We start from the raw sequence: 15,565 nt of genomic DNA, 5'->3' as shown, positions 1-15,565 counted from the left end.
GTACGATTCGTTGTATCGGAATTTACGCCCTTGGACTATTATATAAAACTAAAGTAGAGTGTCTTTGTATATTTGAAATAGGATAGGTTGAATAGGGAACTAAACAGAATTTATAGATTTTTATAGATTTTTGGCAACGGACAAATGTACTAAAACCATTAATAGATAATATTGCAGTGCCATACAAGATGGGTACATTCAATGTAGGAAGCAACTTTGTAATCATGGAATCAGAAGAGAAGGCTTGGTGTGACACTATAGATTATGTAAGAAAGTATTATAAAGGACTTGTAACATATAGAACAAACTTCTGGTACACAGCATCCTGGGATTCTAAAAGTATTGCTGCATACGAAAACAAGCTAAATAATAAGCTGTTTTCAAAGCTAGACTTTATATCAATTGCAGCATATTTTGAGCTTACAAATAATCCTACAAATACGGTAGAAAATCTTACAAGTGCAATAGAAAGTTCTCAAATATCCGTTGATGGACAATTAAGAAACCAAAATATAAAACAAGAGATAAAAAATTTCCATGATAAATGGAATAAGCCTATCTTCTTTGGAGAACTTGGTTTCCCCAAAATTAATGGAGCTTCAAATAAGCCTTGGAACCCATACCAAAATGACATAGTAAATAATCAGGAGCAGGCTAACTGCTTTGAAGCATATAGAAGAAAATTTGAAAATGAGCCATGGTTTCTAGGCTTCTCTATATTTGCAATAGGGAAGCAAGGGGATGACAAACGTTATTATCCAAGTGAAGAAAGTGCAGAAGTTATAAGAAACTGGTATAGCAAGGAAAAGTAAATATATCACGAGTGATTTAAAGCTAAGCATTAGTGTAAAAACAGATGCTTAGCTTATTTATAGCTATTATTTCAATTTCTTTTAGTGTAGTTGTTTCTTTTTAATTTGAAGAAGAGCACTTTAGCATTTCTATAAAACTCTTACAATATTCTAAAGGATAATCAGGTCTTATTCCAATCATATTTTTTTCTCTATATAAGATATAAAAAATAGTATGGTCATCTGAGCCTGTATCAAAGATAAAGGCTTCACACTTACCTTTACCTTTATCTATACCAAACTCATCTTTAAAAACTAATTTACCTGAAACAAAAGAAAGTTCTTTATCTCCTATTTCTCTATCATATATCTCAGAAATCTCCTCAAATGAATAGTATGTACCAACATTAAAAAGTTTACTTAACATAAATGTTACCTCCTAATTCAATAAACCTTCTTTTGTATAGTATTGAGTTCCCCCTTTATTTGGTCTAGGTCTTATTCCTAAATAAGTAGTAGAATCTACTGTTTTTTAAACTCTTTTCCAAATGTTGTTGAACTTGATAGGGAAGCCCATTCATCTTCAGTAAGTAAATCCTTTAAGCAAAAACTTTTTCCTGGGGGAAAGTTTGCTATTTTACCGATTGCTTTACATAGTAAATTGTTCATATTCATATCTCCTTAATACAAATTATTCTATTCATGTAAATTTTCTTGTAGTTTATATTATGAACTAGAAGGAGTAGAGATGCTCCTTTTTATATTTAACTTATCAATAATATAAAGCATGACAATAAGTAATACATAAGTAAGTGATGAAAGGGTGATAAGTTACTACAATATAGCTACAATACATATGCTTCAAGGAATTATATGTACTTCCCCTCACCTTCAAACTCTGACTGAAGGAGCTTGATACCACGGGACTTAGCATACTTAATCCCTCTATAGCTATATCCTAGATCCTCAGATATCTTCTTTAGACTATGACCTAGAAAGTAGTGCCTCTCGAGAACCTCTCTTTCTAAGTCATTAAGATTCTGTATATAGTCTATGATCTCTAGAAATGATGACCTTCTAAAGAATTCATCCTCAAGTCCCTCCTCTGAGGATATAGTATCCTCTAGGGTTATGTCATCACATCCATTAACAGGACTATGAATGCTAATAGTGTTATCATGTCTTGTAATCTCCTTTGAACAGTAGTATCTTATGTGGGAATATACTGCCCTTTTGGCGTAGTAGGGAAAGGGAATAGGGGAGTCAAGTGGATACTTCTCAATACACCTTATAAATGCTAATGACCCTTCACTTATAGCATCAGGTAGTATATCAGAGGATACACAGTAGTACTTAGCCGCCTTTAATATAAGGGGCATAAACTTATTAACTAATGCCTCAAGGCTTACTACACTTTCCTTAGCATCCCTTAGAAGTCTTTGTATTTCACACACTTCTTTAGAACTATTTTCTTCACTTAGTTCACATTTAACATCTTTCAAAACCTCACCTCCAAATTTCTTACCCTTAGCCTAAAGAAAAAGGGGAATAAGCTTAAATGCTGAATAAACTAGGGGAATCAAGGGGAAATAGGGGTTAATAATAAATGAAGGTGAAGAAAATATTCAGAATCTATCACATATAAACCTCGAAGTGAATATATTGGTAAAAATAAGAGAATTAGTACATAAACGTACATAAAACTACATAAACAAAAGCCGCTAAGGGATTTCCCTTAGCGGCTTTATTATCGTGATTATTAGAATACTATAGTCGTAACATCCTTTGAAGTTAGAGCTGCTTCCACAGTTTTCACTAGACTTCTTATCTCATCTCCAAAGACATTGTTCTGAAGAATAACATCTGCTAGATTTCTTATCTCAGCACTTGTTATATCCTCCTTAACCTCTGGTATGATGATTGATTGTTTATCTCCCTTATTATCAAGGAATACAAGCTTTAAGCTCTTTTGCATGTTCTATGCACCTCCATTTATTCTATTGTTTTAGCCTACTATTGTGTCATCAACTATCTCGCTTAGTGTACTCTTAGATACACTTTCCACTGGATATGGAAGAATACCCTTTACAGTTTCAGCAACTGCATGGATTCCCTCATCGCTAGCCTCAGGTCTTACCTGCTTTAAGCTAACATTTTTAAAGGCTATCTTCCCACTCTTATCCTCACCTAAGTTTACTTTTAGTACAAGTGATTGAGCGGCTATTTTAGTTTTGATTGCCATGCTTATCAACTCCCTTCACTACATAAATGGAATGGAGAAGGGGAAAGGGGCAAAGAATTAAAAAAATTTTATAAAATAGGGATTTAAACAAATTCCTTTAGCTGATTTGTATAAGGAGAAAAGGTAAAAAAGTAGGTAGGATTTCATGAAAATATACAGTAAATAGAGAAAAAATGTGTGTGTAATGTTTGGCAAATATGGAACACCCAATAACTAATATGAAAATAATTCAAAAAATCATTGTCCAAAATACAAGAAAAAAAGGATTATATGAGGAAAAAAGGTGAAAAAAGGAGATAAGTAGAAAATTATTGTATAAAAGTTAGGGATTTGAAGAGAGAGCGTGAAAATTTTATAAAAGCTTACTGTAAACTCTTTACATTGAATTTCTAAACATAAATGTAAGGTGCTACAATCTACTCAAATGAGATTGTTTTAACAAATCAATGAATTGGGAAGCGTTGATTAGGAATCGTAGAAGCACATAGGGTATGATTTTGGATAAATATCAATTTGGTAAAGAGTATACAAAAGAATTTGGAGGGAAATAACATGGCAAAAACAAGTAAGAAGGCTATCGGAACAGCAATGGCAGGAATCATGGCAGTAGGTGCTGTAGCAGGTACAGTTAATTCTATAGGACAAGTAAATGTAGCTAACGCTGCAGAATCAAAGGCTCAAAAGGATGCAAAGGCTAAGATAAATCACCTAATTTACTCAATTAACACAAACTACGCTGGACTTAAGAACCAAGCACAATGGGAAGCTTATGTAAAAGAAGCTAAAACACTTATAGCTAAGATGCCATCGGCAGAAAAGGTACAAGCAAATGCTTTTACTAAGCAGGTAGATGGAATATCAAAGGCTATTATGGGTATAGCTAGAATTAACCAAGTGGAAAAAAGTTTATTACCTAAATCACAAGGTGGATTTGGAAACTATGTAGGAATTAAAAATGTTCCAGCATGGAAAACATACCTTGGTCTTGCTACAGAAGACCTTAAGGCAGTAGACCAAACAGTATTTGCTGCTAAGTATGCAGAGCTAGTTGAAAGACTTAACAAAGCATCAGTGGATGTTCAGAAAATAGAAGATGATTTCAAAATTGACTACGATAAGGCAGTAGCACTATACAATGATGCTAAGACTTCATCAAATCTAACTAAGGCTGAAGCAGCACTAGTTGCAGCTAAAGATCTTGGAACTTGTGCAGAAAGTGATAAGTTAGAATTAGATTGTGAGGCTCTTATAGATACTATAAAGAATTCTAACCCAGAAGTAGTAGCAGTAAATTCAATTAATGCTACTCAAGTTGAAGTTAAGTTTAACAAAGCTGTTGATCCAACTTCATTATTTACAGAGGGAAATAGTGGAGCATTTAAGGCAACTGTTACATTTAGATCAATTGATTCAGTTACAGATGGTACACTAAGCGGAAAATTAAGCACTGACGGAAAAACTTTAACAGTTACTTCAACTAAGGTTTTAGAAAAGCGTTATGACGTAGTTATTGATAATATCAAGACTACAGATGATAAGGATATAGCAAAGTATTCAGCAATTATAACAATTAACGCTGATAAGATTGCTCCTTCAATAGTTTCAACTTCAAGGATAACTTCTACTACATTTAAGGTTGTTTTCTCAGAGCCAATTAAGTCACTAGGAACTGTAAGCTACAAGCTAGCAAATGGTACAGTTGTCGCTGGTAGTGGAAAGGGTGTTACTAACGATTTCGTAGCAGGTGCTAAGGAAGTCATTTTCACAGTTGGTTCAGATGTTGCAGCTAACAAAGAAGTTATAGCAACAATCATTGGAGCTCAAGACCAAGCTGGTAACCTACTAACTCCAAACCCAGCAACAGTTTCACTTGTTAAGGGAGATAAGGATGGAGTTGCTCCAACTGTAGCCTCAATAACACAAACAGGAGCTAAGACATTTGCTGTTAAGTTCTCAGAAGAACTACAAGCTAAGCCAACAGTTAAGATTAACGGTACTACAGTAGATGCTGGTAACCTTGTTAAGGATACTACAGATGCAACTAAGTACAATGTTACAGCTTCAGCTGTTCTTGATGGTGCTACAACTGTTGCAGTTGAAAGCTTTGCAGACCTAAGTGGAGAAGCAGGAACTAATGTAAATAGGGTTGTTACTTTCGTAAAGGAAACAGCTGCTCCTAAGGTTGTTTCAAGCGCAGTTGTTACTGATGGCACTAATAAGAAGGAATACTTAGAGTTTACATTTGATAAGGATGTAGAACTTTCAACTTCAAAAGTAGCTGCTACAAGTGCTTCATATGTAAAGGACTATGTAACTACTACTATAGGTGCTATTGCTGGAAAAACAGTTGATTATAAAGTTTCAACAAACAAGAAAGTTGTTCGTGTTGATTTAGCTACACTACTAAATGGTAATGATATTAAGGGAGCAGCTTATTCATTAAAGCTTTCATTTAGCGGTGTAACAAGTGGAGCAGGTGTAGCAGCTGATACTACTACAGCATCTTTCACTCGTGGTGAAGATGGAGTAGTTGCTAACACAACTGTTGTAGCTGTTAAGTCTGTAGCTCAAGGAGCAGACAACAACAAGGTTAATGTTACATTTGACAATGCTGTTGATGGTGCTTCAGCAACTAATGCAGCTAACTACAAGATTGATGGAGCTGTTGTAGAATCAGTAACTCTAAACCCAGCAGAAACTGCTGATGGCGTAACTACACAAGTTGCAGTTCTAAATCTAAAGGATAACTCAAATTCATTTAGTGGGATTCGTAATGTAAATATTGCGAATGTTAAGGCTTTACAATCTACTAAAACTATGAATGCATATGCTGGTACAGTAAGCATTAATGAAAATGTTGTTCCTATAGTAGTTTCAGCTAAGCTAACTGATAGTGATAAGGTAACAGTTACATTCTCAGAAGAAGTAACGAATGCAGAAGCAGATACAAATGACTTCGAACTATACATTGGTGGAGTTAAGGTATCAGCTAACGACGTAGTTACAACTTCACAGCAAACAACAGGAGCTACTACTTTAGTACTAACTCTTGAAAAAGCTGTAACAGCTGATGATATTGCTAAGGGGCTAACACTTAAGGCTCTTGATACATTAGACATACAAGATTCAGCTAGTAACAAGGCTTCAGTATCGTCTTCTATAGTAATTAATAACTAATTATATAGCTATAAAGAATTATAAATCTCTGTTCATGAGATGAATAATAGAGGCACTTTACTTTAGGAAGGAATTCCTAGAGTAAAGTGCCTTGTTTTTATGTTTATTTATAGGGGATATACAGTAAAAATGCATAAAACATTTATTATAGGTATTACCTATAGGGAATTAAGAAGGAATTTGAAGTATTTGGAAGAATATAGGCTACAAAACTAATGTTCCAATACATAGATAAAGGAGTGTAGGTCATGGGAATTATACTTGCAATTCGCCCTGTATACATCAAGGATAAAGGGGATTGTACCATGGTTCTTAAGGAGGGTACTAAGGAGATACTAATAGAAAAGCCAATAGATATAGTCATAGAGGATGAAATGGCATTAAGAATGGTAGACCTTAAAGTGCTAAAGAAGAAAATAAAGGAAATAACGAAGATGAAGAAGAATTATCCACTTTATCCTACAAACGAAGAAATGCTAGTACTAGTAAAGCTCAGGGAAGCAAAGGTAGTAGGTGACAGAGCATATGGATATATCAATAACAATTATATAGATTCTGTATATAATGGGGTGATAATAACTAAGGGGGGAGAGAAGTATAAGTTGCAGGAAAGTGAGAAGACATTTAACAGAAGACGAGGCCTATGTGAACTTATCGAAGAAGAGTTCCAAAGAGACTCGCATCTAAGGCTTATATATGGGAACAGTAGCAAATATGCAGAGGAGATAAAGCGAGACATAGTAGAGCTTGCAAACAAATATAGGTAAATATACCATAATAAAAAAATACAGAAAATACAGTAAAGTTTTAATTAGGGTATAAAGGAAATATAATACTGGTCGAATATTAATACTGAGGGAATATTAGGATAAATGTAGTAATAAATGTGAAAAAACTAGGAAATTAGAGAAATATATAGATATTCTATGGAAAGCTAGAAGTATTTTACCAAAAAGAAAGTTTCAAACATAGATGTCAAATGTTACAATCTACTTGCATGGGATTTTTTACGAGTGGCTGGATTGGGAAACGGCTGCGGATATGCGGAAAAAATCTACGGTATGATTTTGAATTAGAAACACTATAAGGACAAACCTTATATAAAAGAGTTTGGAGGAGGAAAATAACATGGCAAAGACAAGCAAAAAAGCACTAGGTGCAGCTATGGCTGGAGTTATGGCAGTAGGTGCTGTAGCAGGAGCGGTTAACGCTGTAGATCAAGTAAAGGTAGCTAACGCTGCTGAATCACAAGCATCAAAGGATGCTAAGGCTAAGATAAGCCACCTAATTTATTCAATAAACAACAACTATGCAGGAATTAAGAACCAAGCACAATGGGAAGCATACGCTAAGCAAGCATACGCTCTTATAGCTAAGATGCCAACAGCAGAAGCAGCTCAAGCAGCAGAATTAAATGCAAAGGTTGATGCAATATCAGATACAGTTCTTGCTATCGCGAGAATCAACCAAGTTGAAAAGAGCTATGCAACTAACCATCAAGGAATTAAGAATGCTTCACAATGGAGAGAATACCTTGATCTAGCTAAGGAAGATATGAAGTCAGTAGATCAATCAGTATTCGCTGCAAAGTATGAAGAACTAGTTAAGAGATTTAATGAAGCTTCAGACAATGTTAAGAAGATAGAAGATGCTTATGCAGTTGAACTTGCAGCAGCAGAAAAGCTATATGATGCAGCTAAGGCTTCAATGAACCTTGATGATGCTAACAAGGCTCTTGCAGCAGCAGAAGCTCTAGGAACTCACGCTACAAGTGATGCACTAGAAGCTAAGGTTAAGGGACTTATAGCTCAAATCGAAGGTGTAAAGGTTGAAGTTAATACTATTTCAATAGATGAAAAGACTTTTGATGATAACACTAAGGGACAAAGACTTTCAATAAAAGTAAATGGAGAAGCTATGAGTATAGACTTCCTAGTAGCAGCTGGATATTCTCTAGAATTCAATGCTACTAAGGATAGTGATGGATCAGCAGCTAACACTGCAGTATTTGGAACACTTCTTAATGCTGTAAGCACGAATGGTAAATTAGCTGATACAGTTGCTGAAGATAAGTACAAAGTACAAGTAACAGCTAAGAAAGATGGGAACATAATTGTTTCAGATAAGGCTGCTATTGAAGTTAAAAATATTGATAGCACAGCTTCATCAATTTCATCATACAAACTACTAAATGGAACTAAAAATCAAGTAAGTGATAAGTTAGTAGTTGGTGAAACAGTTACTTTAAGTGATGTGAAGGTAACAAATGGTACAACTGAAACTGCTATAACTGGAGCAAAGCTAACATCATCAAACGATGCTATTATATCAGTTGATAATGGAGCTGGAACTTTTAAGGCAAATTCATTAGGTACAGCAAAGATAACTGTAACATATGGAAAGGTTAGCAAAGAGTTTACTTATACAGTTGTAGCTCAAGAGCGTAAAATTGTAAGTGTTACTCCAGCAACTTCTTCTATTAAGGCTATAGCTGGTGGAAAGACAGCTACTGTAAAGGTAAAGGCAGTAGACCAATACGGAGATCCAGTAGCACCAGCATATGCAGCAACTGCTACAAATGCTACAGATGTACAAGTTGTAGAACCAGCTACTACAGATATAGTAAACGGTGTTGCTGTTGCGGCTGCTGATGCAAAGGGTGAATCAGTAGTTACTATAACATCAGGTACTAAGAAGGGTTCAGATACTATATTCTTCAAGGATAAAGATGGTAAGATTTTAGGAAGAGTTGGTGTTTCAACAACAGATGTTGAAGGAGTTAGCACATCTAAGATTGAGCTTGTTAAAGTTGATTCAGATGAAGATTACTCAGAAGACTTTAAGATATTCAATACTGTAGCAGGAACTAAAGATTCAGTAGTTAAGGTAGCTCTTAATAATTATACTTCAGAAGGAGTTAAATTACCTGCAGAAGTTTTAACTACAGCTACTATAGATAAACATGCAGACGTAGATGTAGCTCTTGTAGATGGTGATAAGGCAGTTGAAATATCTGCAGATGGTGCTAAGCCAGGAAACTATGACGTTGTTATAAAGCTTGCTTCAGGTAAGACTTATAGAACAACTGTTACTGTAGTAGAACCATCAGTTACTACTATTACAGGTGTTACATTCACAAGCTTTGCTCCACTTGTAGGAGATGCTATAAGTGCATCTAACGTTCTTAAGTTAGATAAATCATCAGCTGGAGATGCAGAAGTGAAATCACTTACTTTATCAGCGTCAACTCCACATAAGGTTCGTTTAAATAGCGATGGAGAGATATATATAGACAAAAATGATAACGGATCATATCTTCTTGCTGATGATGGAGCTGTTATAGGTAAGGTAGTAGTTACTGGAACAGACTCATTCAGTACACTTACTGTAGCAGACTTTGTTGCTGGTACTACTAAGCTAACAGCTACTGATAAGGGTAATGTAATAATATCAGTAAATGGTGACCTTAATAAGAATGGTACTATTGATAATACTGAAATGATTTCATCAACTACTATTTCAGTAAAGTAATTAATTCATAATTGAAATAAGAAGATGCTAATTGCATTGTATATATAGTAACGGAAAGGAAGGTATTCAAGAGAGAAATCTCTTGGATGCCTTCTTTGTTTTTATTAATAGATAAATAATTCATATTTATCTTTGGAGATATATTTATTAATATATATAATAGGTACAGTACTAAGGAGGAAGTATGAGAAGGATATTTTTTAAATTTACTATATTTTTAATTTTCATGTTTTTAATAAGTACTATAGGGAGTATCAGAGAAGCTAAAGCTATATCAGCTAGTTTAGTAAGTGCAACAGCTAAAGTGAATCATTTAATGTGGTCTCTTAAGAATAATTACTTAGGTATTAAGAATCAGGCACAATGGGAAGTTTACATAAAGGAAGCTAGATATCTTATAAGCATTATTCCTATTAGTGAAGCTAGTGAAAAGGCGAAGCTTATAGATAAAGTTAACACTTCTGATAATTTAGTTAAGGCTATTGCACGTATTAATCAAGTAGAAAAAAGTATGGAGATAAATTACCATGGCATTAAGAATTCTAATCAGTGGAAGGAATACATAGAGTTATCTCAGGTTGATTTAGATAAAGTTGATAAGAATATTTTTAGTAGTCAACATAGTTCACTTTTAGCAAGAAAGGGAGTATGTGAAGATATTATTTTATCTATAGAGCAAGTTTTTCAAGAAGAATATAACAAGTCACTTAAGTTATATAAGTATGCTAGAGATACAATGTTCCTAAGAGATGCAGAAAAGGCATTAGATTCTGCAAAGCTACTAGGTACTTGTAAGGAAAGTGATGACTTAGAATACAAGTGTGAAACCCTCATAAGAGATATAAAAACTTTAACAATAAATATTAATTCAGTTGATATAAAGGAAGAAACCTATGATGATGACAGAAAGAATCAAGTACTATATCTTCTTATCAATGAAGAAGGTATAAGTATAGAGTTCTTAAAGGTGGCAGGATATACCGTAGAGTTTCAGGCTAAGAAGAATGATGGAAGTGATGCTGATATATTTACTACAGGCTCTAAAAGCGATACGGGAAAGCTTAGAGATGGCTTACCGAAGGGAAGATATACTGTAGTTGTTATGTTAAGTAAGGGAAGTAATAAATACATTTCAAGTCCCGTTAATATAGATGTCATTAATCTTGATAGCAATGTATCTTCTATAGAAGGATATACTATACATAATCTAGGACAGAATGGAATCATTGATGAAGGAGATTTTATAAATAATAGTAACATTCTAGTAGTAGGAGAAAAAGCAACCATTGAGTCATTAGATGTTTTGATTGATAGTGAAGTATATAGGGTTTCAAGTGATATAGAAATTATAAGTAATGATACTAGTATCATAGACCTTGAAAATGGATATATCATAGCTGAATCTAAAGGGGTATCCTCTTTGACCATATTATATAACGGTGTTAGTAAGAAGATAAACATAGAAGTTAAGGAAGATGAGAGAAAGGTATCTACTATAGAAGCTAAAGACTTTGATATCATAACTCAGAAGAATTCAGCCTATAATCTCTACATTAAAGACCAATACGGTGATCCTATTGATTATAAGAATATTAAAGTTGCTATTCAAGGGTCTTATCAAATAGCAGATGCTATTATTGAATACAAAGATATAGGAGAAGCTATTCTCAATGTACAAGCAGGGAGTGTAGAAGGGCTAGCTACTATTCATTTAAAGGATAATGAGGGAAATCTTCTTCATAGTATACAGGTAAGAGTTAGTAGGATGGATAATGTAGAGAAGTTAAGTTTGGATATAGTCCCTTATAAGGATAGTAGTTATTCAAAGGATTTAACTATTTTTCCTGAGAGTTATGATATTGATAGATACATAAAGTTTCAAATGTCTCAGTATAATTCAGAAGGAATATATAATGGTAGAGTTAATTTAAAGGACTATAGTGTAATGTATGATAAAGATCTATTATCTATATCAGGATTAGATAATGGAGTCTTTAATGATGTTGAGGATTTTATAGTATCAGCTAAGAAGTCTGGAGAATCGGATTTAGCGGTATTTTATCCTAATCGTTCTTTAGCATATAAAGTTAGAATTAAAGTACAGTCATATAGTAATAAAATAGAAGGGGTGAATTGGAAGAGTACGACTGATATAAATTATGTAGGTGAAGTAGTTAATATATATGATATGTTAGACGTTGTAGAAAGTAGTAATGATGATTACATTAATGGAATTGTACTTAGTAACCCAACTTCACATAGAGTAAGGATTAAGAAGTCAGATTCTATAACTATAAATGGCAATATGAGTATAGGGGATTTATATCTAGATAAAGATGATAATGGTATATATAGTACTGGTGATTTGATCTTAGGAAAAGTGCATGCAAGGTGTATTGATCTTAATTCTAATTCAGCATCTAAGGATATAGATATATATGAAGGAGTAACCACTAAAAGAGGAGATAGGATGGTAGTTATTTTTTACATTAAAGATTTTGATGAAGATTTAGGTACTATGGGAAATGTTATAGAGAACAAAAGTATTAATATAGATGTTAAGTAGAGGGTTTACTAGATAGGGAATATTCTCCTGACAATTGAATGTGGAGTAGAACGGAAAATTTCAATTTAGATGCCTTCTTTGTTATTTTATTAGTTTTCAAGAGGATGTATTTACAATGATATTTCATATACGGTAAAATATTACTTTAGACATAATTTTAGTAAAGGACAATGACATAATGAATATAAATCATAATATGGCGGCAGTTAATGCCTATAATAACTATAATAAGAATATAAGTGATAAGTCAAAAGCAATGATGAAGATTTCTACAGGTGCTAGAATTAATAAAGCATCTGATGATGCAGCTGGAGCATCTATTTCAGAGAAAATGAAAGGGCAAATTAGAGGATTACAGCAGGCATCTAGAAATATTCAAGATGGAATATCATTGATACGAACTGCTGAAGGGGGATTAGCATCTATAGAAAACCCTAATCTAGTTCGTATGAGAGAGTTGTGTATACAAGCTTTAAATGATACATTAACATATTCGGATAGACAGCATATACAAACGGAACTTGCTAATATTGAAGCCTCTATAGATGGTATAGCAACTGATACAGAGTTTAATGAGATAAATGTATTGGCACCACCAATGGTTAAGTATACAGAAGATCCACCTAAAACTGAAGAACCTTCATTAGATATAGTATTTCTAATTGATGATTCAGCAACTATGGGAGAAGAAATACAAATGGTGAAGGATGGTATTGGAGGATTTGTGGAAAGTCTACAGGACACTATAAGTACAAGAATAGCTTTTGTCAGCCTGTGTGATTTAAATACAAATAATCCAGAGAGTTTTAAGGATTTTTCATCTAATCCAAATTTAGACCACATTCAAATTGAATCAGCATCAACTAGACCATATGATGCTATTATAGAATCAATGCCAGGAGGAAGTGTTGGTAGTAAACTAAGTTATAATAGCAACTCTAAAAAGGTATTTGTATTATTTACTGATACATATAATGAAAGTGGTGGAGGAACTAGTGAAAGTACGAGTAAGAAGGTAGAAGGAAGTAATGTAAAACTAGGATATGATAATGATGATGTTCAGGTATATAATTTCTTATTCGATGGAGATCAGTATGATAGTGTATATAAAGAAATAACAGATACAACTGGAGGAAAGATATACCACCCTTCAACTACGGAAGATATTAAGAATAATCTTATAAACGATTTAGTTAATGACATAAAAGGGTCTTTACCTGAACCATCTACACCAACTGAGGAAAAGTGGAAAATGAAAGATGTTATACTACAGGTAGGGCCTAATTCAAGTCAACAGTTTGTAATAGACTTATTTGATGCTAGGTGTAAAAGTTTAGGGATATATAATTTATCTGTATTGTCTAGAGAAGATGCAAATGATGCATTAACAAGAATTGATAACGCAATGCTTATGGTTTCAGGTCAAAGAGCAAATTTTGGAGCCTATACAAATGCTCTAGAGCATATATCAAATAATGTAGAGAATTCTAATTTAAATCTCAATGCAGCAAACTCACGTATAGAAGATGCTGATATCTCATTAGAAGTTATAAAGTCAGCTAAAAGCGGTATTCTTGCAGATGCATCTCAACGTTTATTAATAGAGTCATTAAAGTTATCAGATGGAATAATAAATATGTTAGGTAACTTTAAGAATATAAACTAGTAATAAATTCCCTAAAGGTATTATACCTCTAGGGAATTAAAAATAAGGTACATAATTCACTTATTTGTTTATTATTTAATTTAGTAAATGATAAAGTAGTTCTCTCCGTTAATTATAACTTTTCTTTTGTTTCCCTTTTGCTCATGTATAGCTATGTTTGCATAATGAAACATCCTATGATGATTTGGACATAGTATAACTACATTGCTACTATCTTGACTTCCATTCTCGGATAAAGGCTCCAGGTGATGACCCTCTGAATAATAATCGCCGTTTTTCTTCTTGAAAGTAAAGTTACACCCCTCAATTTGGCATGTATTATTGTATTTATTTTTTAAGTTATTAACTATAGATTGATATCTTTTCATTCTATTGATTTTAACTTCTATAGTTTCATTTATTAAGTCATTATCATCCTCTTGAAGGATTGCATATCCTGATTCATTATTCTGAATCATACACTCTATAACATAATCTTCTATGGTTTTATAATCTTCATCTGAAAGTTCTCTAATAGCATTTGTTCCTTGAATATGTGAATACCATCTATCTTTATTCGTAAACAGGCTTATCTCTGGAACTACTTTTTCAAAATCTATTTCATTCTCTAACTCAATTATTGGAGTAATTTCAATTTGATGTTCACTTATCCATCTTGGCTCTTTTATCCATGGTTTTTCAGCTACTTCATATATACCTTTTATGGCCTTTGATTTAGAGAAATAGTATACTATTATATCTTTTGCTTCTATATTCTTTGCATTATAAATCTTATCACTAAAGCCTAATAATCTAGGGTTTTCCTCATATGCAGTTATATCATGAACTATTAACCAATACTTTGGTTTATTATTTAAGGTTTTTTTCTTTACCTTTTTACGTAAATTCATATACCTAATAACATTTTCTTCAATACATTCCCCACTTAAATGTTCAAGTAATCTATTCCATTCTGTACATTCATAAGCTCTAGCAGCTTCATTTTGAAAGTCTATCATTGCGTCAACTTCATTAATTTTTTTTAATTCTGAAGATAACTTGAAAAATCCATCCCCTGGAATTCTTGTCTCTTGGTTTACTACTAGAACAGATATTAATGGTAATCCTAAGTCATGTGAAATATATGATAGCTCCCCAATAGGTTGTCCTAGATTAAGTGGAGTTATCTCTTGATTTAACTTTACACTTAATTCCTTGTATGTTATAGTTCTTTTTTTATTTGCTACATCAACTAATATAGTAGCAATATCATATAGCATATCTTTTTTCATATTAATCCCCCATAGTAAATACATTTCTTATACTAATAATACTATACTACGAATTGTATATATTGTAATTAAAAGTAAGGTGTCTGGGAGATAGGTTACATATATATCTTAAGTTTTGATTTGAATAATTTATAATAGCTACTAAAAGTCACTGTATAAATTATGATATAATTGTAAATATATGAAGTGATAAACTTATTACAGGGATATAAGGAAAAGAGTTTAGTAGTTGAAGGAATTATGAAATACTTATGGAATATTATTCAAGGCAGGATATGGAACTTTATATCCTGCCTACATTTATATTTTAAATGTTAAAAC

General features: G+C 33.0%; 11 protein-coding genes and 1 pseudogene. 6 read left to right on the top strand and 6 right to left on the bottom strand.

What is annotated here, in order from left to right; translation table 11 throughout:
* Nucleotides 1-119 precede the first annotated feature (119 nt).
* Nucleotides 120-812, top strand: a pseudogene (locus CLCY_RS02875) (glycoside hydrolase family 113); the annotation flags it as partial.
* Nucleotides 813-912: 100 nt separating this feature from the next.
* Here CLCY_RS02875 and CLCY_RS02870 read toward each other — a convergent pair.
* The 5 genes from CLCY_RS02870 to CLCY_RS02855 all read right to left on the bottom strand — a co-directional run bounded on the left by CLCY_RS02870 (nt 913) and on the right by CLCY_RS02855 (nt 3,033).
* Nucleotides 913-1,218, bottom strand: coding sequence for a hypothetical protein (locus CLCY_RS02870; protein WP_048569632.1), 306 nt, complete (start codon nt 1,216-1,218; stop codon nt 913-915).
* A 95-nt stretch (nt 1,219-1,313) separates the two neighbouring features.
* Complete coding sequence (locus tag CLCY_RS13415) at nt 1,314-1,460, bottom strand: DUF1413 domain-containing protein (protein ID WP_161797098.1); 147 nt, start codon at nt 1,458-1,460, stop codon at nt 1,314-1,316.
* Nucleotides 1,461-1,660: 200 nt separating this feature from the next.
* Nucleotides 1,661-2,293: a sigma-70 family RNA polymerase sigma factor gene (locus CLCY_RS02865; RefSeq protein WP_048569631.1), complete on the bottom strand. Its 633-nt coding sequence runs from the start codon at nt 2,291-2,293 to the stop codon at nt 1,661-1,663.
* Nucleotides 2,294-2,550: 257 nt separating this feature from the next.
* On the bottom strand, nt 2,551-2,766 hold the full coding sequence (locus tag CLCY_RS02860; protein ID WP_048569630.1) for a DUF2922 domain-containing protein: 216 nt from the start codon (nt 2,764-2,766) through the stop codon (nt 2,551-2,553).
* Between the two features lie 30 nt (nt 2,767-2,796).
* The gene (locus CLCY_RS02855; RefSeq protein ID WP_048569629.1) at nt 2,797-3,033 is read right to left on the bottom strand and encodes a DUF1659 domain-containing protein; all 237 of its coding nucleotides are present in this window, start codon (nt 3,031-3,033) and stop codon (nt 2,797-2,799) included.
* A gap of 552 nt (nt 3,034-3,585) precedes the next feature.
* On the opposite strand from CLCY_RS02855, the gene CLCY_RS02850 reads away from it, so the two are divergent.
* From CLCY_RS02850 to CLCY_RS02830, 5 genes are all read left to right on the top strand, one after another.
* The gene (locus tag CLCY_RS02850) at nt 3,586-6,210 is read left to right on the top strand and encodes a hypothetical protein (protein ID WP_200899958.1); all 2,625 of its coding nucleotides are present in this window, start codon (nt 3,586-3,588) and stop codon (nt 6,208-6,210) included.
* 248 nt (nt 6,211-6,458) lie between these two features.
* Nucleotides 6,459-6,977 (top strand): hypothetical protein, encoded by a 519-nt coding sequence (locus tag CLCY_RS02845; RefSeq protein WP_048569628.1) that lies wholly within the window; start codon nt 6,459-6,461, stop codon nt 6,975-6,977.
* Nucleotides 6,978-7,338: 361 nt separating this feature from the next.
* A complete protein-coding gene (locus CLCY_RS02840; RefSeq protein ID WP_048569627.1) occupies nt 7,339-9,741 on the top strand; it encodes a hypothetical protein in 2,403 nt (800 codons plus the stop codon).
* 184 nt (nt 9,742-9,925) lie between these two features.
* On the top strand, nt 9,926-12,307 hold the full coding sequence (locus CLCY_RS02835) for a hypothetical protein (protein WP_048569626.1): 2,382 nt from the start codon (nt 9,926-9,928) through the stop codon (nt 12,305-12,307).
* Between the two features lie 178 nt (nt 12,308-12,485).
* Nucleotides 12,486-13,973, top strand: a complete 1,488-nt coding sequence (locus CLCY_RS02830) for a flagellin (RefSeq protein ID WP_048569625.1) — start codon at nt 12,486-12,488, stop codon at nt 13,971-13,973.
* 80 nt (nt 13,974-14,053) lie between these two features.
* On the opposite strand, the gene CLCY_RS02825 is transcribed toward CLCY_RS02830, so the two are convergent.
* Entirely contained in the window at nt 14,054-15,244 is a 1,191-nt protein-coding gene (locus CLCY_RS02825) for an HNH endonuclease (RefSeq protein WP_048569624.1), read from the bottom strand.
* Nucleotides 15,245-15,565 lie beyond the last annotated feature (321 nt).

Origin of the sequence: Clostridium cylindrosporum DSM 605, from assembly GCF_001047375.1 — a bacterium.
Taxonomy (GTDB): domain Bacteria; phylum Bacillota; class Clostridia; order Clostridiales; family Caloramatoraceae; genus Clostridium_AB; species Clostridium_AB cylindrosporum.
The sequence above is the reverse complement of the archived record's forward strand: the minus strand, read 5'-3'. Positions and strand labels throughout refer to the sequence as shown.